This window comes from Clostridioides sp. ZZV15-6388, assembly GCF_020657755.1.
In the GTDB taxonomy this organism is placed as follows: domain Bacteria; phylum Bacillota; class Clostridia; order Peptostreptococcales; family Peptostreptococcaceae; genus Clostridioides.
Window position 1 is genome coordinate 1 of the sequence record NZ_JAGWCU010000044.1, and the last position, 21,590, is coordinate 21,590.

Below are 21,590 nucleotides of genomic sequence, written 5' to 3' on the forward strand. Positions count from 1 at the left end.
ATTATATGGTATATCATATAAATATAGATGAATAGCGTTAATATTTAAACAATTAATTGTAATTGACTTAATCAAAGTATATAATTTTTAATTTGAAAAAAATACTATTGTAAAATTACAAATATGTTCAAATTAAATTCACAAGTATTTCACATAATAAGAGTATACTGTAAACAAAAGGAGGTATTAAATATGGGAATAGTACTTATAACAGCAGCATTAGTTTTGGTTATGTATGGACTTTCAATTCTATCATATATATCAGAAAGCAATATATTAGAAGACACTGTAAATGATAACCAATAAGGTTTTAAATTATATAAATAAGTAGAACTGTAAGTAAAAATTACTTTTTATTTACAGTTTTTTTATATATTTATTAAATAAAGTTAATATATAAAAAATGATGTTTTATTTATAGCTATCAGTTTTCAAATTAATCTTTTCTATAAACTAACAAAAAATAATGTTTTGTTTATAGTATATATGGATAATAATAGTAAAGTATAATAATAATGAGAATAATATATAAGAAATAATAATATAAAGAGAGGTAAATTGTCATGGTAGATATTATTGTAATTGGTGCTGGACCAGCAGGTTTAACTTCAGCAATTTATGCTATGAGATCTGGTTTAAGTGTAACAGTCTTTGAAAAAAATATTTATGGAGGTCAAGTTGCAAGTACATCTGAGGTAGAAAATTATCCAGCAGTTCAAAAAATTTCTGGTATAGAGTTTTCTACTAACATATATAATCAAGCAGTCGCTCAGGGTGTTGATATTCAGTTTGATGAAGTAGAAGAGATAAATTTAGAAGGTAAAGTAAAAATTGTTAAAACAGCATCAGGAGAGCATAAAGCAAAGGCTGTTATCCTTGCAAATGGAGTCGAAAGACGTAAATTAGGATGTGTTGGAGAAAAAGAGTTTACAGGTAGAGGAGTATCTTATTGTGCAACATGTGATGGAGCCTTTTTTAAGAATAAAGAAGTTGCAATAGTTGGTGGAGGAAATACTGCATTAGAAGATGCTTTATTTTTAGCTAATAATTGTACAAAAGTGTACTTAATTCACAGAAGAGATGATTTTAGAGGTGAAGAAGTATTAGAAAAGTCAGTGAAGGCAAGAAAAAATATTGAGATACTTTACAGTCATGGTGTAGAAAAAATAGAAGGTGAAAAGACAGTATCAAGAATAGAAGTAAAAGACTTAAAAACTGAGGAGAAAAGAACTATAGATGTAAGTGGTATTTTCATTGCTATAGGACTTAAGCCTAACAATAAAATATTTGAAAATGTTCTTGAGTTAGATGAAGGTGGGTATATAGTTTCAGATGAATCTTGTACAACATCAGTTGAAGGTGTATATGTAGCAGGAGATAGTAGAACTAAGTTTTTACGTCAAATAATAACAGCAGCCTCAGATGGTGCTATTGCAGCTGTTCAAGCTGCTAACTATATAAATATTGAATAAATATAGCTTTTAAATAAAAATAGCCATATAACACTATAAAGAAAATATATCTTTAAGTATTATATGGCTATTTTAGTAAATAGATATTATAATTTATTTACCTTGTCTAGACTTATTATATCTCAATCTATCATGTTCATTTAATAATCTTTTTCTAAGTCTTATAGAATCTGGTGTAATTTCAACTAATTCATCATCTTCTATAAATTCTAATGCTTCCTCAAGAGTGAATATTCTAGGAGGTGATAATTTTATAGCATCATCTGAACCAGAAGCACGTACGTTACTCATTTTCTTGTTTTTACAAGGATTAACTACCATGTCATCTTTTCTAGAATTCATACCAATTATCATACCTTCATAAACTTCTACACCAGGGTCTACAAACATTGTAGCTCTATCACTTAAAGCATTAAGAGAATATCCCATAGTAACACCAGGCCCTTGTGCTATTAAGACACCATTTCCTCTTGAAGGTATTTCACCCTTAAATTCTTCAAATTTTTCGAATGAACGAACTAGAGTACCTTCTCCACGAGTAGCATTTATAAACTCACTTCTATATCCTAAAAGACCACGAGTAGGAGCTAAGAATTCTATTTTTACATAGTCTCCTTCTATTGACATAGACTCCATCATACCTTTTCTCATGTTCAATTCATTTATAATAGTACCTGAATAAACTTCTGGACAGTTTACAATAACTCTTTCTACTGGTTCCATTAATTTTCCATCTTCTTTATGCATTAAAACTTCAGGCTTAGAAACACCAACTTCATAACCTTCACGTCTCATATTTTCAAGAAGTATAGATAAGTGAAGTTCTCCACGTCCAGAAACTTTATACCCATCAGTAGTATCAAGAGGTTCAACTTTAAGTCCTACATTTACTTCAAGTTCTTTTTCAAGTCTGTCTTTTAAATGTCTAGTTGTAACGAATTTTCCGCTTTTTCCAACAAATGGAGAATCATTTACTAAGAAGTTCATAGAAAGAGTAGGTTCTTCTATTTTTATCATTTCCATAGGAAGTGGATTATCTAAATCACATAGAGTTTCTCCTATAGATATATCAGGAATACCAGATATAACAACTATTTCTCCACTAGTAGCTTCATTCACTTCAACTTGTTTTAAACCTTCATATACAGAAAGTCTTGATACTTTTCCTCTAGATACAACAGAACCTTCTCTACAAATAGCAACTTGTTCGTTGCTTTTAAGTGTTCCTTTATAGATTCTACCTATACCAAGTCTACCTACATAATCATCATATGCAAGAGCTGATATTTGGAATTGTAGAGATTCATTGTCGTAATCAGGATAAGCTTCAACATGATTTACAATAGTTTTAAATAGTGGAGATAGGTCTTCACTGTCATCATCCATTTCAAGTTTAGCTATACCTTGTTTAGCTATTCCATATATTATAGGGAACTCACATTGTTCGTCTGTTGCATTTAAGTCTACAAATAAATCGAAAACTTCATTAACTACTTCTTCCGCTCTTTGGTCTTTTTTATCAATTTTATTGATAAATAGTATTGGTTTTAAACCAAACTCTAAAGATTTTTGTAAAACAAATCTAGTTTGAGGCATTGGGCCTTCGCTTGCATCAACTAGTAAAATAACTGTGTCAACAGTTTTCATAACACGTTCAACTTCAGAAGAAAAGTCGCTATGTCCTGGTGTATCAACTATATTTATTTTATAGTCTTGATAGTTTATTGCACAGTTTTTTGAATATATAGTTATGCCTCTTTCTTTCTCAAGGTCGTTACTGTCCATAACGCAGTCTTTAACTACTTCATTTTCTCTAAAAACACCACTTTGAGAAAGGAAAGCATCAACTAGTGTTGATTTTCCTGCATCAACGTGGGCAATAACTGCGATATTTATAATTTTATGTTTTTGTGACATTTTTGTTGCTCCCTTCGATTAAAATAACTTATTAATTATATCACAATATATTATTAGGTACAAGGAAAAATAGATTAAAATGCATTAATATAATTTAAATTAGGTAAAAATGTTGATTTCAAATATATAAATTTATTTTGTTTAAAAAATTTTTTTAGACAAATAATAAATTTATAAATGAAAATACTAATTTAAAAGTAGAGGATGATATATATTGGAAGCAACTAAAATAATCATTAAATATTTTAACAGTGAAAGTGATACTTTCATAAAAGAAGAAGTAGATAATTTTGATGAACTTTTAAGATGGTCTAAAAAGTTTATTGAGGGTAAAAAAATAGAAGAAGATGTTTTATATATAAAATCTAAAGAAAACTATAAAGTAAATGTAGTTAAGCTTATAGAAGTTAAAGAATTGGAGATAGTAAGAAAACAACAGATACCTCCATACATGTAATAATAAAATTGATATAAATTGGAATACATGGAAATAATTTATTATAAAAAAAAATTTATAAAACTTATATTTGGGTATAACAGTATTAATTAGACATTAATTAGGAGGAACTTAAATATGATAAGAGTATGTCCAAACTGTTCAAATGTGGATGTAAATAAGTTAAAAACTTTAGTTGGAGAAGAAAATGTGAAGACTGGTTGTATAGGTCAATGTAGAGCATTTAAAAAGGAAGCTGTAGGAATAATAGATAATGAGCTTGAAATAAAAGAAACAGAGGAAGAATTTTTTGAAGCATGTAAGAAATAAAATATACATGTAAGAAAAAACTACAGTAGAAAATAAATTATATAAAAGAGAGCATATAAATTGAGTAAGTATTTAGCAATTTATGTGCTCTCTTTTTATGTATATATTTAATTATGAGTATACTTTTCTATTAAATACAGATAAATATAACTAAATTAAATTTATTTATTAAAAAAATATTGATTAAATATACCTATAGGGGGTATAATAAATACTATAGATTTCCAAATAAAGAATTTATCAATATTACATATCAAGATAAAACATACAAATTAATTGAAAATATATTGAAAGAGAGGAAGAGTTTATTATGAGTTCAAATAAAATAGTAGAAAATTATAAAATCACAGGTATGACATGTGCAGCTTGTGCAAAGGCGGTAGAAAGAGTAACTAAGAAATTAGATGGAGTATATGACCAAAGCGTAAATATAGCTACTGAAAAACTTAAGATAGAATATGATAATTCTAAAGTTAGCTTTGATGATATAAAACAAGTTGTAGAAAAAGCTGGATATGGAATTATAAAGGAAGAAAGTAATAAAAAAATTGATATGAAAATTGATGGAATGACATGTGCAGCTTGTGCAAAAGCTGTAGAGAGAGTAGTAAAAAAATTGGATGGAGTAGAAAGTATTAGTGTAAATATTGCAACAGATAAAGCTAATATAGACTATAATCCATCAAAAGTAAAACTATCTCAGATAAAAGCAGCTATAGAAAAAGCTGGTTATAAACCAATAGAAGAAGTAAAAAACAAAGTTGATGTAGATGAAGATAAAGTAAGAAAAGAAAAAGAAATGAATACTTTATTTATTAAATTCATAGTTGCAATAGTATTTGCAGTACCTTTGTTTTATATAGCAATGGGTCCTATGATAATAAAACCTATAGGACCATGGCCTTTACCAGAAATTCTAAATCCCATGACAAATACTCTAAATTATGCATTAGCCCAATTGATTTTAGTAATACCAGTAATGATAGCTGGATATAAATTTTATATAAATGGCTTTAAAGCACTTTTTTCTTTAAGTCCTAATATGGATTCTTTAGTTGCAATTGGTACATTGGCAGCATTTTTATATAGTCTATACACAACAATACAAATAGCAAATGGACAAATTCAGGGTATGCACCATCATCAGTTGTATTATGAAAGCGCAGGAATAATAATAGCACTTATATTACTTGGTAAATATTTAGAATCAAAATCAAAAGGAAAAACATCAGAAGCAATTAAAAAACTTATGGGGCTACAACCTAAAACTGCAATAGTAATAGTTGATGGTAAAGAAATAGAGACTCCTATAGAAGAAGTTGGAATAGGAGATATAATACTAGTAAAACCAGGGACTAAAATACCAGTAGATGGAGTTGTAATAGAGGGATATACATCAGTTGATGAATCTATGCTTACAGGTGAAAGTATACCAGTAGAAAAAAATATTGGAAGTAAAGTTACAGGTGCTAGTATAAATAAAAATGGTGTTATTAAATTTAAAGCTGAAAAAATTGGTGGAGATACAGCTCTTGCTCAAATAATAAAATTAGTTGAAGATGCACAGGGGACAAAAGCACCTATTGCTAAACTTGCTGATACTGTTTCTGGATATTTTGTACCAATAGTAATTGCAATAGCTATAGTCTCATCATTATTGTGGTTTTTAGTAGGTGGAAAAGATATAGTATTTGTACTTACTATATTCATATCAATACTTGTAATTGCTTGCCCTTGTGCATTAGGATTGGCTACACCAACTGCTATAATGGTTGGAACTGGAAAAGGTGCAGAAAATGGAATACTGATAAAAGGTGGGGAAGCACTAGAATCTGCTCACAAAGTAAATACAGTAATATTTGATAAAACAGGTACAATAACAGAAGGAAAACCAAAAGTAACAGATATTGTGTTAAATAATGTGGAAGAAGAATACCTAATTAAGATTGCTTCAAGTGCAGAGAAAGGTTCAGAACATCCTCTAGGAGAAGCAATAGTTAGATATGGAGAAGATAAAAATATACAGATTGAAAAAGTTGATAACTTTAAAGCTATACCAGGTGCTGGTATACAAGTTACTATAAATAATGAAAATATATTACTTGGAAATAGAAAACTTATGAACGACAATAATATCAACCTTAAAGATTTAGAGGAAAAATCTAATATACTAGCAAGTCAAGGTAAGACACCTATGTATATTGCTGTAGATGGAAATTTATCAGGGATAATTGCAGTTGCAGATGTGGTTAAAGAAAGTAGTAAAAAGGCAATAGATATTCTTCATAATATGGGAATAAAAGTTGCGATGGTAACTGGAGATAATGTTAAAACTGCAAATGCTATAGCAAGTCAAGTAGGTATAGATATGGTATTAGCAGAGGTTTTACCAGAAGATAAGTCAAAAGAAGTTGAAAAATTGCAAAATCAAGGTAAGTTTGTTGCAATGGTAGGAGATGGAATAAATGATGCACCAGCTCTTGCAAAAGCTGATATAGGCATAGCAATAGGAAGTGGAACAGATGTAGCAATTGAGTCTGCAGATATAGTGCTTATGAAGAGTGATTTGATGGATGTTCCAACTGCGATTAAACTTAGTAATGAAACTATAAAAAATATAAAGCAAAACCTATTTTGGGCATTTGGATATAATACAATTGGTATACCTGTAGCAGCAGGATTATTGTATATCTTTGGAGGACCTCTTTTAAATCCAATGATTGCAGCAGCAGCTATGAGTTTAAGTTCAGTTTCAGTGGTTTCAAATGCACTTAGACTTAAAAATTTCAAAGCATATAAAAAAAATTAGAACAATAAATTAAGCAAAAATGTATTTAAAAGAGCTATCTTTAATTAAAAGGATTAATTTACAAATTAAGATAGCTCTTTTTTCATGTAAAATTCACAACAATGAGATAAAATATAAGTAATATAGGAAATTTTAAAATAGAAAGGATTGATAGGATGAACTCGTCAATACTTGTAATCGAAGACGATTCAAACATACAAGAATTAATATCAGAGTTTTTAAGTGCAGAAGGCTATCAGGTCGAGTCAGCAAATGATGGATTAGAAGGTATACAAAAATTTAAGCAAGGAAGTTATGACTTAGTAATATTAGATATAATGATGCCAAACTTAGATGGTTATGGAGTTTGTAAAATGATAAGAAAATCATCAAGTGTTCCAATTATATTTTTGACTGCTTTAAACGATGAAGGAGATCAACTTAAGGGATTTGATTTAGAATGCGATGATTATATAACAAAACCATTTTCATTTAATCTTCTCATTAAAAGAGTAGAAGCTATCTTGAGAAGAAGCAACAAAACGATAAATGATAAGTTTATAGTTTTTGAAAAATTAAAGTTAGATTTAAACACATATATTGCTGAGATAGATGGAGAGCCTATAGAACTTACATTAAAAGAATTTAATATATTGAAAGCTTTGATAGAAAAATATCCACAGGTTATAACTAGGGAAGGTCTTTTAGATAGTATATGGGGTTATGATTATTATGGAGATACTAGAATTGTTGATGCACATATAAAAAATATAAGAAAAAAAATATCATTACCATATATTAAAACTGTAAAAGGAATAGGATATACACTTGAGAAGGATATTTGATAAGTGGGAAAAATTAAGTATAAAGTATAAATTATTTTCCATAACAACATCATTATTAATAGCATTAGCTTTAATAATATACCTAATTTTATATTTTTTATTGCCATCATATTATCATGAGTATAAAATTGAGTCTCTTCAAGAAAGCTTAAAGTCTCTAGTAGATAGTTCAATTCACTTTGATACATATACTTTAGAAGAAAGACTTTATTATATGGCTAAAGACCAAAACCTTGCTATTTTATTAAAAGATAACCAAGGAAAAATTGTATATGGTAAAAATGAAGTAGTTATTTTAAGATATAGTAAGTATATGATTAATAGTATTGAAGATGAGTATAGAACATCTATACCTATATATACAAAAGACTCAAAAGACGGACCATATAGTTTAGAACTTGTTATGCCATTACAGCCAATTGATGAAGCAAATGAAGTCATAAGAAAGTTAATGCCATACATTATATCAATAGCGATATTAATAGCAATTATTGGAGCATATATATATTCAATCGTAATAACAAAACCTCTTATAAATATAATAGAGAGTGAAAGAGAACAGGAATATAGAAGAAAGGATTTTGTTGCAACTATATCACATGAATTAAAAACTCCAATAACCATAATAAGTGGTCAAATTGAAGGAATGATTTATAGTGTAGGTAAGTATAAAGATAGGGATACTTACTTGAAAAAATCATATGAATGTACACAAGAGCTAAAAGATTTAGTAAATGAGATGATAGAGGTTTCAAAATCAGAAATACTAGAAAAAGATTTAAAACTAGTATCTATAAATATAAGTGAACTTTTAAATAGATTGGTAAAAAGACAAGTATTTTTAATAGAAGAAAAACATATGAAAACTATTTTGCAAATAGAAGAAAACCTAGAAATTAAGGCAGACCAAGAGAGAATAACTAAAGCAATTAATAATATAATAAATAATGCTATAAAATATTCTCCTGAAGGCTCAGAGCTTATAATTAGACTTTATGATAAAAACAGTCGAATAAACAAAAAAACTTCTAATCAAAGAGTTATTTTAGAAATTGAAAATACTGGTGTAACTATAGAGAAACGTTACTTAGAAGAGATATTTAATCCGTTTTATAGAATAGAAAAATCTCGTTCAAGAAAAACTGGAGGAAGTGGACTGGGTCTTTATATAGTCAGTCAAATTTTTAAAACTCATGGGTTTGAATATAGTATAAAAAATAAGGAAAACTCTGTAGTATTTACAGTTGAGTTCAAAAATTAGAAGTTTCAATAATAGTTCATTTCAAAATCACAAAAAATTCATACTAAAAATGTATTATGTAAATAGAAATAAAAAAATTTTAAACCATAAAATAACACCAAGCTATAATGATGATATAACTTAACATCCTCCAATTAAATCATCATTATAGTAATTCCCAACAATTAAATACAATGAATTTAAGAAATAACATTGAGCGTAAAGTATATATGCTTGATGTTATTTTTATTTTAAAACGAAAAATAGGGAATCTTTATTAAAAGCTATATATTCAGATAGTCTTAAATTACCTAAGAACCCTACACATTTAGGTGTAGGAGTTTCAGATTTAATAACTTAAAAATTATACTTGATAGAGTAAATAAATATATACATTTTGGGAAAAATAACTGTAGGAAGTATTATATTTACAGAGGAGGTAGTTTTGATGGATAGACTTAAAAGAGATATGAAAAACATGAAAGAAGATTTAAAAGAAGGTGCTAAAAAGACAGCTTATGTAATGAAAAATACTGCTGAAGACTTAAAAGATGATGCTCAAGGTGCTATGGTAAACCTAGAAATGAAGAAAGATGAAATGATGGAAAGATATGAGCAAAAGAAATTTGCAAAAGATTTAGAAAAGCAAATGAAAGATGAAATGAAATAAAGCTTTGTCTATAGATTTAGGTACTATTGTCAATAGTAGTTTTTAGATAAAAAAGACTATAAAAGGTTTTATAGAAGAAATAGACTTTCTAAAAATAACTGTATTATGTTTAGAAGGTCTATTTCAAATATATTATATTTAAATCATGTTAATTTTAAAATTTTAAATATTGAATTTGATTATTACTGTAATCATATATAATTAAGGTTTTTAAGGATATTTACAAAATAATAGTTTATCTCTTGAATCTATTTGCAAAATATATCATTAGGTTTATAAAACATTCACATTAAATTCTGATAAAGTATTTACTATATCAGGAGTAGGTGATTTTTCTGTAATTATAGAACTAATATCCTCTAAATGAGCAAAATTAAAGTTTCCATCAAGTTTAAATTTTTTATCTTCCATAACTATAAATACTTTTTTACTTGAATTTATTATAGCTTTTTTTGTAAGTCCATCTTCAATTTCAAATGTTGTAAGAGAAGAATTAAATACATCTACACCACAACTGCCCATAAACGTTTTATCAAATTTATATCTTGATATAAATTCTATTGTTGGAGTTCCAACAAATCCATCTAGGCTAAGATTTAATAAACCACCAGTAGAAATTACATTTAAATTATTGGGCTTTGAAGTAACTACATTTAGTATATCTAGCATATTTGTGACCAATGTTACTTTCTTATTGCTTTCAGCTAAAAGTTTAGCCAACAATATATTGATTGTAGATATATCTAAAAATATAGTTTCTCTATCTGTAATTAGATTAAATGCTTTTTCTGCTATTATTTTTTTTGTTGGTATATTAATTTCTTTTCTATCTTTTGTATCTTGGTTTTCAAGAGTTTCTCTGACTAGTACAGCTCCACCATAAATTCTTCGTATTGAAGAAATTTTTTCTATATTTTTTAAATCTTTTCTTATACAATCTTCTGTAACATCAAATTTTGAACTGAGTTCTTTTACAGTAACTCTTCCTTCTTTTTTTAGGATATTTAATATAGCATGAATCCTTTCTTCTGCAAACATCTTTTACCTCTTTTCCTAAATATAGTATTATAGTAAATATTATAAGATAAAAGATAAAATATCAACTATTTTAACATAGAATACAAAATTAATTTAATATAAAAAGTATATTCTTCTTAATAGTCTATTTAAAACTTAATAAATAAAGAAATTATAAAAATATGCAACAAAATCAAACAATAAAAAAACAGAAAAAACAATAACAAAAAAGTTGAAAATGATATCAAACCAATATATAATAAGAATAAATAAAATAAAAAAATAAAGTTTAAAGGGGGATATTTTAATGCAACTAATCTTAGATACAGGTAATATAGAGGAGATTAAAGAGCTATGTACTTATTTACCAGTTGATGGTGTAACAACAAATCCAAGTATTGTTTCAAAAGAAAAAAAGAATTTTAAGCAACTTATAAGTGAGATTGGTGAAATTATAGGTGAGGATATGCCTATACATGCTCAAGTATTAAGTACAAAGTATGAAGATATATTAGAAGAAGCATTATATATAAGTAGTTTGAGAGAAAAAATATATGTGAAAATACCTGTAACACAAGATGGTTTAAGAGCTATAAAAGACCTTCATAAAAAAGGAATAAAAATAACTGCTACTGCAATATTTACTGCTCATCAGGGATTTTTAGCTGCAAAAGCTGGGGCAAACTATGTTGCACCTTATGTAAACAGACTTGATAATATATCTGGTGATGGTGTATCTGTGGTTTCAGAGCTTATAAAAATAATAGATACTTATAATATGGATACAAAGGTACTTGCTGCTAGTTTTAAAAATGCACAACAGGTTATAGAATTAATGAAGTGTGGAGTACACAGTGTTACAGTACCATATGATATTTGTAAATCCATGATGAATCACCCATTGACAGATTGGAGTGTTGATAAATTTATAGAAGATTGGGAAAATACTTTTGGAAAAGGTAGCAAAACAAATAACATCTAATTTGAGAATAAAAAGTTAGTTTTTATGAAATTTTATAAATAGATTTTTATAAAAAAGATGAAAATATGAATTAACTTAAGATAATAATATTCTAAATTATTAAAAAGAAAATTCATATTTTCATCTTTGTTAAACTTCTAGACCTATAAATCTCCACCAAGGGAATGTTATACAGATTATTACAAAATAGGTTAAAGGAATTAAAGTCAAACCATACTTAAAAATAACCTTACTATTATATAGATTCTCACCATGTCCAACCATTATTGTTGCATGATGAAAAGGCAGTATGTATTGTATACTTACTACAATATAAACAAAAAGGCAAAGAACAATACTATTTTCTTTTAATATATGTAAACTTCCAAGTAGTGGTATCACCACAGAGGATGTAGTGACAGCACTTCCAAGGCATATATTCAATACTATTGTCAGGGTTATTAAAAATAATATTGAAATAGTTTTTGAAGAGTTTGGAATTAATTTTATTAAATAGTTTCCCATTATATCAACAACTCCAGAGTACTTTAACACTCCTCCAATAGAAAACGCTGCTATAAAAAAAATAAGAACTTTCCAATTTATTTCTTTTAAAGTATTAAAACCAATTATTCTTTTTAACAACAAAAGAAGTACACAAATAGACATTATAATTAATGTATTTAAATTATGAATAAACTGAGTTAAAAACATAAAAAACATTATTCCTAAACATAAAAATACGTGTTTTTGTTCGTCGCTTAATAAATGAAACTCTTTTTTCAGATTAGAATAGGAAAATTGAAATTTACTAGAATTAAGATTATCACAAGAAACAAATTTTATTAAAGACAATTCCTTTTTAAAAACAAATATAAATAAAAAATAAGTTATAAAACAAGTAATTATAGTTGGAACAGACATATAAAAAGCCCACTGACTCCAGTTTATATTACAATTTCCAAGTTCTAGGACTACATAGTTTAAAAGAGTATCTCCATTTACAAAAAACATTGATGTAAATGTAGATGCTGTAAATATACTGAACAGAAGTATAGATTTTGAATCTTCAGTTAAGTGTTGTTCTTTAAAAAATTCCTTATAAAAGGCGGACACAAGAATGACTCTTGGAAATGGTTGTGGTATGAAAAATATTAATAATACACCTAAAATATATGATAAAAAAATCATTTTTTTAGGGGTATCTACAGTATTTAAAATTAATTTTTCAGAAATAATTTTTGCAACACCTGTCTTTGCAACTGCATTAGTAATTATGTAAGCAAGGATTATTATATAAAAATTTTCTGTAAATAAAAATTGTAAAATAACACTCAAAGGTGCAATATTAAAAATAAAAGCTAATATTACAAAGACTAGTGAAACTACAGTTTTTTCAACAGAGTCTACAGCCCATATTAAGATAGTTAAAAAAGATAAGCATATAGAAAATTTTATATTGAAACTATAATTTAGAAAGAAGTAAAGAATTATAGTAACCATAATAGTCATACAAAATTGTTTTGGCTTAAGAATAATATCCATTTTTTGTATCCACCTCCATAATTTATTATATCATAATGAAGGTGAATACATTTTATTAAAAGATTATTCATTAATTCTATGATTTACAATAGCTTTAGTTTTCCAATACCCTTTTTTATAATAGATGACTGTAACAATAAGACCTAAAGTCCAACCAAAAGGGATACCCATCCAAATTCCATCTGTTCCAAATAATCTAGAAAATAAATAAGAAGCAGGAATTCTTCCAAGCCATAAAGATACGACTGAACTCATCAGAGCAAACATAGAATCACCAGCACCTTTCATTGCACTTGAAAGTACAAAGGAAGTACCAATAAATAAGAAAAAAGGTCCTATTATAAATAAGTAAGAAGAGCCAATTTTAATAACTTCTTTGTCAGTATTAAATAAAGAAATTAAGTTCTCTCTAAATAATAAGATTAAGGCAACGACTACAATTGCTAGAATTAAAGTCATTTTTATAGATTCACGAATTCCTTTTCTAACCCTTTCACTTTCTCCAGCACCTATATTTTGAGCAACAAAAGTGGAAACAGCAGAACCAAGGTTCATGATAGGTAAGCTTATAAAGTTTTCTATTCTAAGACCAGCTCCAAAAGCTGCCATAGCAGATGTACCATAACTATTAACTAAAAATTGAAGAGCCATGTTGCCAATTGAAAATAACATCTGTTGAACTCCACTTGGAAGTCCTAATCTAAGACCATCTTTAAATATTTTATTATCATATATAATTCCTTTAATCTTAAATTTAAGTACTTCGTGTTTTTTATTTAAATATATTATGCTAATTATGAATGATACTGCTTGAGCCATTATAGTGGCAAGTGCAACGCCTTCAACTCCCATTTTCAAGACTACAATAAAAGTTAAATCTAAAACTATATTTAAAATTGTGGCTATTATTAAAAAATAAAGTGGAGTTACTGAATCTCCAAGTCCTCTAAGTATTGCACTTACTGAATTGTATCCAGCAGAAAATAAGATTCCACCAAATATTATAGTAAGATATAGTTTTGACTGATTAAAAACTGATTCTGGAGTATTCATAAGCTTAAGCATAGGACCTCCAAATACTATTCCAATAACACTTATTAATATAGAGCCAATAAATAAAAGTATATATGTAGTATCAATAGTAGCTTTTACTTTTTTTAAATCTCCTGAACCATAAAACTGTGAAATTAAAATAGAAAAACCAAGACTAACACCCATAAGCATTGCTACTAGCAAAAACATTATAGGATTAGCACCTGAGACTGCAGCCATAGCTTCTTTACCAATAAATCTACCAACTATGATACTGTCAGCAGTATTGTATAGTTGTTGAAATAAACTACCAATAAGCATAGGCATAGCAAAAAAGAATATAGATTTTCCCTCATGACCTGTAGTTAAATCTTTCACCCTTATTCCTCCAAATTTAAAAATTATTAATTATCAAGTTGCTATAATAAATATAATATAATCTTAACATAAACTTTATGTCCCTACTATAAATAAATTGTATTAAATAATCATATATTTTGTAAAAATGTAAAGAATATAAGTATGACGTAGATATAGCAAATTAACAGTTAATATAATCGAATATTAATACAAATTTATTCTAATATATACGCATATATTGACAAAATTAACTATATAAATTAAAATAATATTCGTAAAGAAAAATTCATGTTTTATATTGTATAACATATAATTTTGACAATACGGGTCATAAGTTTCTACCGGAATACCGTAAATATTCTGACTATGTATACTATTATTTAGTTAAATAAATATTTATTTAACTAAATTATGAAGGATACGACTCAGCTTATTAGTTACTGTGTCGTTTTTTTGTAAAATTTAATAGGAGGTGTTGTTATGCAAACAACAAACAGTAGTGCCATGCAGAAACTTTTTCCAATTTTGACTAATAAAAATGTCGACATGAAGAAAGAAGTAATTGCTGGTGTAACTACTTTTTTAACTATGGCTTATATAATAGCTGTAAATCCAAACATTTTATCAGCAACAGGGATGCCAGCAGGTGCTCTTGTTACAGGGACATGTCTAGCAGCAGCATTTGGATGTATTTTAATGGGAATGGTTGCTAATCTTCCTTTTGCTTTAGCATCAGGTATGGGTCTTAATGCATTTTTTGCGTACACAGTAGTCTTACAAATGGGTGTTCCTTGGGGAGTAGCTCTTACAGCGGTATTTGTAGAAGGTATCATTTTTATAATATTATCAGTAAGTGGAGTTCGTGAAGCTGTTGTAAATGCAATACCAAAGAATATGAAACTTGCTGTTACAGGTGGTATAGGTATATTTATTGCACTTATAGGTTTAGTTAATTGTGGAATCGTAATTGGAGATCAAGCTACTCTTATAAAGATGGGGAAATTTACTCCAGCAGTAATAATAGCTTGCATAGGATTAATAATTGTAGCAGTATTAGATAAAAAAAGAGTTAAAGGTTCTATACTTTTTGGAATAGTGGTAAGTTCATTACTTGCTTGGGGATTTGCATTTATGAATCCAGAATATGCACAAAAATTAGGTATATACTTACCTAGCGGAATATTCAAATTTGAAAGTTTAGCACCAATAGCAGGTAAAATAGATTTAGGATATGTATTACATCCAACAAACATAGGTGGTTTCTTTGTAATAGTTTGTACATTCTTATTTGTTGACTTCTTTGATACAGTAGGTACATTAGTAGGGGTTTGCTCTAAAGCAAATATGCTAGATGAAAAAGGAAATGTTCCTAATGTAGGTAGAGCATTACTTACAGATGCAGTTGCAACTACAGTAGGTGCAGGGCTTGGAGTATCTACAGTTACAACTTATGTTGAGAGTTCAACAGGGGTTATTGCAGGTGGTAGAACTGGATGGACAGCAGTAACAGTTGGAGTTTTATTCTTAGTTGCAATGTTTTTCTCTCCTGTATTTATAGCAATTCCATCATGTGCTACAGCACCAGCTTTAATTTATGTTGGATACTTAATGCTTGGTACAGTTAAGGATATTGAGTTTGACAATATAACTGAAGGTGTTCCAGCTTTCGTTACTATTGCTTGTATGGCATTAACTTATAGTATAGGTGATGGTTTAACTCTAGGTATATTAACTTATGTTTTTGTAAATGTATTTTACAACATATTTGGAGCTAAAAAGGCTGAAGACAAGAAACATGTTTCAGTAGTAATGATTGTTCTTGCTATATTATTTATAATAAAACTTTGGCTATTATAATAGACATTATTTAAAAATTTAATAAAATAAAGAGCTGTAATTTCTAATCTATTTTGAGAAGAAGTTACAGCTCTTTATTTTTTTGTATTACTTAGATATGTCTACTAATTTTCCCTTATCTAAGATTTTAGGCACAATTGTTATATTAAATTCTTTTTGTAATTCTTTTATAATATCTAACTCTTTTTTTGTTATTATTGAAATAGTATCTCCACTTCGATTTCCTCTAGCAGTTCGACCGCATCTATGCAGATATTCATTTTTACTATTTGGAAAATCTAAATTAAAAACATGGCTTATATCTACTATATCAAGCCCGCGAGCAGATAAATCTGTTGTAACTAAAATTTTTGCTTTACCAAGTTTAAATTTATTTATTGCATTTTTCCTATCCTCTTTTGGCATATTTCCAAAAATTCCAATTGCTTTATAATTATGATAGTTTAATTTTGATACTATAACATCTATATTTTTTTCATTGTTTACAAATACAATAGCTCTTTTTGGGTTTGTAGCAGCTAATGTCTTTCTAAGAAAAGTAAATTTATCTCTTATTTCTCCCAACATATACATATGGTTTATATTAGGATTTATCTGTGACTTTTCTTTTGTTTTTATTATTTCCAATTCTTTCATAAATTTATCACAAATTTTTATAGTACTATCAGTAAGACTTGCAGAACAACCTATGATTTGTCTATCTCTTAATGTAGTTTTTATGATGTCTTCTACACAAGTTATATTTTTACCATTCAATAAATTGTCTACTTCATCTAAAACGATAGTTTTTATGTTGTGTGATTTTAACTTCTTCTGTTTTATCAAGTCTAAAATTCTTCCACAAGTTCCTATTACTATATGAGGTTTTACAGACTTTATATTTTTTATTTGTTTTTGTATATTAACTTCTCCAATTAAGGCTAGTGAAGTTAAAGGAATTTCTGAGTTTTTTGCTAATAATTCAATTTGATTTGTAATTTGCATTACTAATTCATGTGTTGGTGCAAGTATAAGAGCCTGAGTTTCTCTTTTTGATGTATCAATTTTTTCAAATATAGGTAAAACATATGCAAGTGTTTTTCCTGTTCCAGTTTGTGAGTTGATTAATAAATCTTTATTTTGCATTATATTTTCTATAACAAGTGACTGAACTTCTGTTGGAGAAGTTATGTCTTGTTTTTTAAGTCCGTTTATTAGAGTAGAACTTATTTTTAATTGTTCAAATGTGTTCATCTTTTGCTCCTTCTATTAAAAACTTATATTAATTGTAGTTAACTATTTCTTATTATACATTGTTTAGTCAAATCGAACTATACATTATTTTATAATTATGTGCAATTTAGAAGTAAATATAGATGATTTTTTTATATTTATATTGATTTCAGTATTTTTACAATTGCCTAATATATAAATTTGAAAATTTAGCAAATTGTAGTTGTAATTGTTTAATACTTGTTATATATTATATATAACAAGTATTAAAACTATAATATATAATATGGAGGGAAATTATGTTAAAGATAAGCAATATATCTAAATCATATAAAAATAAAAAGGTAGTAAATAATATTTCATTTGAGGTAAATGACGGAGAGATTTTTGGATTTATAGGTCATAATGGTGCAGGAAAAACTACTACTATTAAAGCAATTGTTGGGATACATGATTTTGAGGGAGGAGAAATACTTGTAAACTCTAAATCTATAAAAAAACAATCTGTTGAGTGCAAAAAGGAAATGGCATATATTCCGGATAATCCAGATTTGTATGAAGCTTTAACTGGAATACAATACCTTAACTTCATAGCAGATATATTTGAGGTAGATAAAAAGGAAAGAGAGGAATTAATAAAATATTATTCAAATAAATTTGAAATTAATAAGGCATTAGGTGATTTAATATCTTCGTATTCACATGGTATGAAACAAAAACTAGCTATAATTTCAGCTTTAATCCATAATCCTAAAATTCTAATTCTTGATGAACCTTTTGTAGGTCTTGACCCAAAAGCTTCCTTTATATTAAAGGAAATCATGAAGGAGTTTTGTAAAAAAGGTGGTTGTATATTTTTCTCAACACATGTATTAGAAGTTGCTGAAAAAATCTGCGATAAGATTGCCATAATAAAAGATGGAAAAATAATTGCTTATGGAACTACTGAAGAAGTGAAAGGAAACAATTCTCTTGAAAATATTTTTATGGAATTAATAGAAAAATAAAGTGATATTTTTACAGAATATAATGTCTAAAGTGAGGTATGATAAATTATGAGTAATCTAAGTATATTAATAAAAACTAATATAATAAATGAGTTTAAATTGAATGCTTTAAAAAATATAGACAGCAAAGAAAAACAAAAAATAATAGGAATGATGTTTTCAATGGTCGTTGTAGCAGGGCTATTAATATTTTATGTAACAAGTTTAAGCCTTTTTCTAGTTGATATTTTAAAACAAATAAATCAAATGGAAATGCTACTTGTGTTTGGCTTTGGATTATCAACAGTAATGGCAATTGTTACATCATTATATAAAACTTCATCATATCTGTTTCAAGCGAAGGATTTAGAGTTATTAACTAGTTTGCCAATAAAAGAATCTACTATATTGGCTAGTAAAATATTAATGTTAGTTGGAACTAATTATTTGTTTTCTTCAGTGTGTATGATTATACCAGCAGTAGTTTATTTTTTAAATGCCGATGTAAATATAACATATTTTCCTTATTTAATATTATTATTTTTGGCTCTGCCATTACTACCAATAGTTGTTTCATCAATAATTTTCTTATTCATAGGACAGCTATCATCAAGACTAAAATATAAAAATTTAGTGTTAATCATAGGTAGTGTAATATTAATTTTGGCTTATACTGTACTCATGTCAAAATTAAACTCTATATCAGTTGAGTTATTAAAAAATAGTGTATCTATTTCAGAAACAATTAATAAAATATATCCACCTATATACTATTTTGTTGATGCTCTTAAAACTGGAAGTATAGTTTCATTTTTAATATTTATAGCAATATCATTAATACCATTTTTTGTCTTTGTAACTCTGTTTGCAAAAGGATTTACAAATATAAATGCTAGAATGGGTGAAAGTTATAAGACTAAAAACTATAAATTTAAAAGTCAAAAAATTTCAAAACCTTCAAAGGCTCTATTGAAAAAAGAATTTAGAAGATATACTTCTTCATTTATTTACTTTTTGAATTCTTCTATTGGTCTGTTATTTTTGATAGTGGCTACAATTGGTGTGTTGGCATTTGGAGCTGATAAAATAGGTGAGTTACTAAAAATGAATATAGATTTTAGTATTATAAAAATACAGTTATTAGGTGCGTTTCTATTTATAATAGTAATAAACTGCACAACATATTGTTCAATTTCTTTTGAAGGAAAGAATCTATGGATACTAAAGTCTTCTCCAATAGATGAAAGGGAGATATTTTGGTCCAAAATATTGATGAATTTTTTATTAAATGCACCACTATCTGTTTTATGTCTAATATTAGTGTCTATAAAACTGAACTTTGAAATTCAGTTTGTGATGGTAGCAAGTTGCTTGATTGTAACTATGTCACTGTTTGTGGCTTTAATGGGATTGTTATCAAATTTGATTTATCCAAACCTTGATTGGAAAAATGAAGTAGCAGTAGTAAAAAGAAGTGCAAGTATGATAGTTACAATATTAGCATCATTAATTTATATAGTTGTACTTGGAGGCACATATATGTTATTGAAAGTTTCATTTCTAAATATGTATTTGATTTTAGCAAGTGTGCTTACGCTTATATTAGACTTTATGCTATGGAGAATTATTTCAATTAAAGGAGTAAAAATATTTAAAAATTTATAGATATATTTGTGTTAAAAAAAGACTTATTTTTTAAGGTATTGCAAAGAATATGCTAAGTAGTATACTATTGTATAGTGATATGAAAAAATTTAGGAGAAAATAAATGAGAAAATTATCCAAAAAAGAAAAAGATTTTATTCAATATGGATTTTTGCTATTTTTGATATGTATTACTACTTATTTAGTATCAACCACTTTAGATGTAAAACTAATACCTAAAATTATAAGTCTAGTAAATAAAACCTATATATTTCTTGGCATACTAATAATGTTAATATATATGATAATTGAATCTATTGTGACACATTTAATAATAAATGCAGTTCAAAAAACAAAAGTAAAATTTATAGGTATTAAAATGGCCACAATGGGATTTTATTATAATTTAGTTACTCCCTTTGCATCTGGGAGTCAGCCAATGCAAATATATGCACTTACAAAGTATGATGTTAGTCTCAGTAAATCAGTAGCCATAGTTACTAATAAGACCGTTGTATTTCAAAGTACAGTTACTATATTTTGTGGAATTTTAATTTTATTGAATAAGCCATTATTAATGGAACAAGTACATTCAGTTAGAGTTTTAATCGCCGCTGGGATGACCATGAATGTAAGCATGTTATTAGGTGGGCTCTTAATAGTATTTAGTCCTAAGCAAGTAAAAATGGTAGCAGAGATTTTGATTAATTTTTTATCTAAATTTAAAGCATTTAAGTTTTTAGATTTAAAAAGAGATAGAATAAATCATTATATTGATGACTACAATTATTCTATAAAGATATTTATTAAAAATGTAAGAATTTTAGTTTTGAGCATATTGCTTACTGCACTACAACTCATAGCATACTTTAGTATAGTTTATTGTGTGTATAAAGCTTCAAATTTAAAAGGAGTATCATATATACATATAATGACATTGCAAGTATTTTTATACATGGCAATATCACCAGTTCCAACACCAGGAAATGTTGGAGCAAATGAAGTTACATTTTTTACCATGTTCTCAAACATAATTCCAAAAGAATTATTGGGATATTCAGTGCTTTTGTATAGTGGATTTGTATATTATATGTTATTAATAATTTCAGGATTGTTTACATTTAGAACACATTATACATTGAATAGCTGGAAACGTGACAATAAAAGTAATTCTAGTTTAGAAGAAGTTATTGAAAAAGTTTAATTATTAGAAAATAAAAAGAAATATAAATTACTTAGTCTGTCAAATTTAATCGACAAAATTATTATTAGGGAAAT

At 27.1% G+C, this 21,590-nt stretch carries 17 protein-coding genes and 1 riboswitch; of the genes, 12 read left to right on the top strand and 5 right to left on the bottom strand.

Going from position 1 to position 21,590, the window contains the following annotated elements:
- The first annotated feature begins 563 nt into the window (after window positions 1-563).
- A complete protein-coding gene (trxB, locus tag KGF48_RS18060) occupies window positions 564-1,472 on the top strand; it encodes a thioredoxin-disulfide reductase (protein WP_227840079.1) in 909 nt (302 codons plus the stop codon).
- Window positions 1,473-1,565: 93 nt separating this feature from the next.
- On the opposite strand, the gene typA is transcribed toward trxB, so the two are convergent.
- Window positions 1,566-3,389 carry a translational GTPase TypA gene (gene typA / locus KGF48_RS18065; protein ID WP_227434769.1) on the bottom strand — a complete coding sequence of 608 codons (1,824 nt, stop codon included), beginning with the start codon at window positions 3,387-3,389 and terminating at the stop codon, window positions 1,566-1,568.
- A 214-nt stretch (window positions 3,390-3,603) separates the two neighbouring features.
- On the opposite strand from typA, the gene KGF48_RS18070 reads away from it, so the two are divergent.
- From KGF48_RS18070 to KGF48_RS18095, 6 genes are all read left to right on the top strand, one after another.
- Complete coding sequence (locus tag KGF48_RS18070) at window positions 3,604-3,846, top strand: hypothetical protein (RefSeq protein ID WP_227840078.1); 243 nt, start codon at window positions 3,604-3,606, stop codon at window positions 3,844-3,846.
- A gap of 117 nt (window positions 3,847-3,963) precedes the next feature.
- The gene (locus KGF48_RS18075) at window positions 3,964-4,155 is read left to right on the top strand and encodes a DUF1450 domain-containing protein (RefSeq protein ID WP_227829422.1); all 192 of its coding nucleotides are present in this window, start codon (window positions 3,964-3,966) and stop codon (window positions 4,153-4,155) included.
- A gap of 310 nt (window positions 4,156-4,465) precedes the next feature.
- Window positions 4,466-6,964, top strand: a complete 2,499-nt coding sequence (locus KGF48_RS18080; protein ID WP_227868400.1) for a heavy metal translocating P-type ATPase — start codon at window positions 4,466-4,468, stop codon at window positions 6,962-6,964.
- A gap of 155 nt (window positions 6,965-7,119) precedes the next feature.
- Window positions 7,120-7,788, top strand: a complete 669-nt coding sequence (locus KGF48_RS18085) for a response regulator transcription factor (RefSeq protein WP_227434765.1) — start codon at window positions 7,120-7,122, stop codon at window positions 7,786-7,788.
- On the top strand, window positions 7,772-9,049 hold the full coding sequence (locus KGF48_RS18090; protein ID WP_227829420.1) for a sensor histidine kinase: 1,278 nt from the start codon (window positions 7,772-7,774) through the stop codon (window positions 9,047-9,049). Before KGF48_RS18085 ends, KGF48_RS18090 begins: the two co-directional genes overlap by 17 nt.
- A 427-nt stretch (window positions 9,050-9,476) precedes the next feature.
- Window positions 9,477-9,698, top strand: a complete 222-nt coding sequence (locus tag KGF48_RS18095) for a hypothetical protein (RefSeq protein WP_227434761.1) — start codon at window positions 9,477-9,479, stop codon at window positions 9,696-9,698.
- 273 nt (window positions 9,699-9,971) lie between these two features.
- On the opposite strand, the gene KGF48_RS18100 is transcribed toward KGF48_RS18095, so the two are convergent.
- Window positions 9,972-10,736 (bottom strand): DeoR/GlpR family DNA-binding transcription regulator, encoded by a 765-nt coding sequence (locus KGF48_RS18100; RefSeq protein ID WP_227868401.1) that lies wholly within the window; start codon window positions 10,734-10,736, stop codon window positions 9,972-9,974.
- A 286-nt stretch (window positions 10,737-11,022) separates the two neighbouring features.
- On the opposite strand from KGF48_RS18100, the gene fsa reads away from it, so the two are divergent.
- Entirely contained in the window at window positions 11,023-11,697 is a 675-nt protein-coding gene (fsa, locus tag KGF48_RS18105; RefSeq protein WP_227840075.1) for a fructose-6-phosphate aldolase, read from the top strand.
- Between the two features lie 129 nt (window positions 11,698-11,826).
- On the opposite strand, the gene KGF48_RS18110 is transcribed toward fsa, so the two are convergent.
- Together KGF48_RS18110 and KGF48_RS18115 are read right to left on the bottom strand one after the other, a co-directional pair.
- Entirely contained in the window at window positions 11,827-13,221 is a 1,395-nt protein-coding gene (locus tag KGF48_RS18110) for an SLC13 family permease (protein ID WP_227840074.1), read from the bottom strand.
- Between the two features lie 63 nt (window positions 13,222-13,284).
- Entirely contained in the window at window positions 13,285-14,631 is a 1,347-nt protein-coding gene (locus tag KGF48_RS18115) for an MATE family efflux transporter (protein WP_227840073.1), read from the bottom strand.
- A gap of 266 nt (window positions 14,632-14,897) precedes the next feature.
- Window positions 14,898-15,000, top strand: a riboswitch (purine riboswitch).
- Between the two features lie 93 nt (window positions 15,001-15,093).
- On the opposite strand from KGF48_RS18115, the gene KGF48_RS18120 reads away from it, so the two are divergent.
- On the top strand, window positions 15,094-16,470 hold the full coding sequence (locus KGF48_RS18120) for an NCS2 family permease (RefSeq protein ID WP_227840072.1): 1,377 nt from the start codon (window positions 15,094-15,096) through the stop codon (window positions 16,468-16,470).
- An 87-nt stretch (window positions 16,471-16,557) separates the two neighbouring features.
- Here the strand turns inward: KGF48_RS18120 and KGF48_RS18125 are convergent, their stop codons facing one another.
- Window positions 16,558-17,703, bottom strand: a complete 1,146-nt coding sequence (locus KGF48_RS18125; protein WP_227868402.1) for a DEAD/DEAH box helicase — start codon at window positions 17,701-17,703, stop codon at window positions 16,558-16,560.
- 278 nt (window positions 17,704-17,981) lie between these two features.
- Here KGF48_RS18125 and KGF48_RS18130 point away from each other — a divergent pair, with 278 nt between their 5' ends.
- The 3 genes from KGF48_RS18130 to KGF48_RS18140 all read left to right on the top strand — a co-directional run bounded on the left by KGF48_RS18130 (window position 17,982) and on the right by KGF48_RS18140 (window position 21,516).
- Window positions 17,982-18,689, top strand: coding sequence for an ABC transporter ATP-binding protein (locus KGF48_RS18130; RefSeq protein WP_227840070.1), 708 nt, complete (start codon window positions 17,982-17,984; stop codon window positions 18,687-18,689).
- Window positions 18,690-18,737: 48 nt separating this feature from the next.
- Complete coding sequence (locus tag KGF48_RS18135; protein ID WP_227840069.1) at window positions 18,738-20,333, top strand: putative ABC transporter permease subunit; 1,596 nt, start codon at window positions 18,738-18,740, stop codon at window positions 20,331-20,333.
- Window positions 20,334-20,436: 103 nt separating this feature from the next.
- A complete protein-coding gene (locus KGF48_RS18140; RefSeq protein ID WP_227840068.1) occupies window positions 20,437-21,516 on the top strand; it encodes a lysylphosphatidylglycerol synthase transmembrane domain-containing protein in 1,080 nt (359 codons plus the stop codon).
- Window positions 21,517-21,590 lie beyond the last annotated feature (74 nt).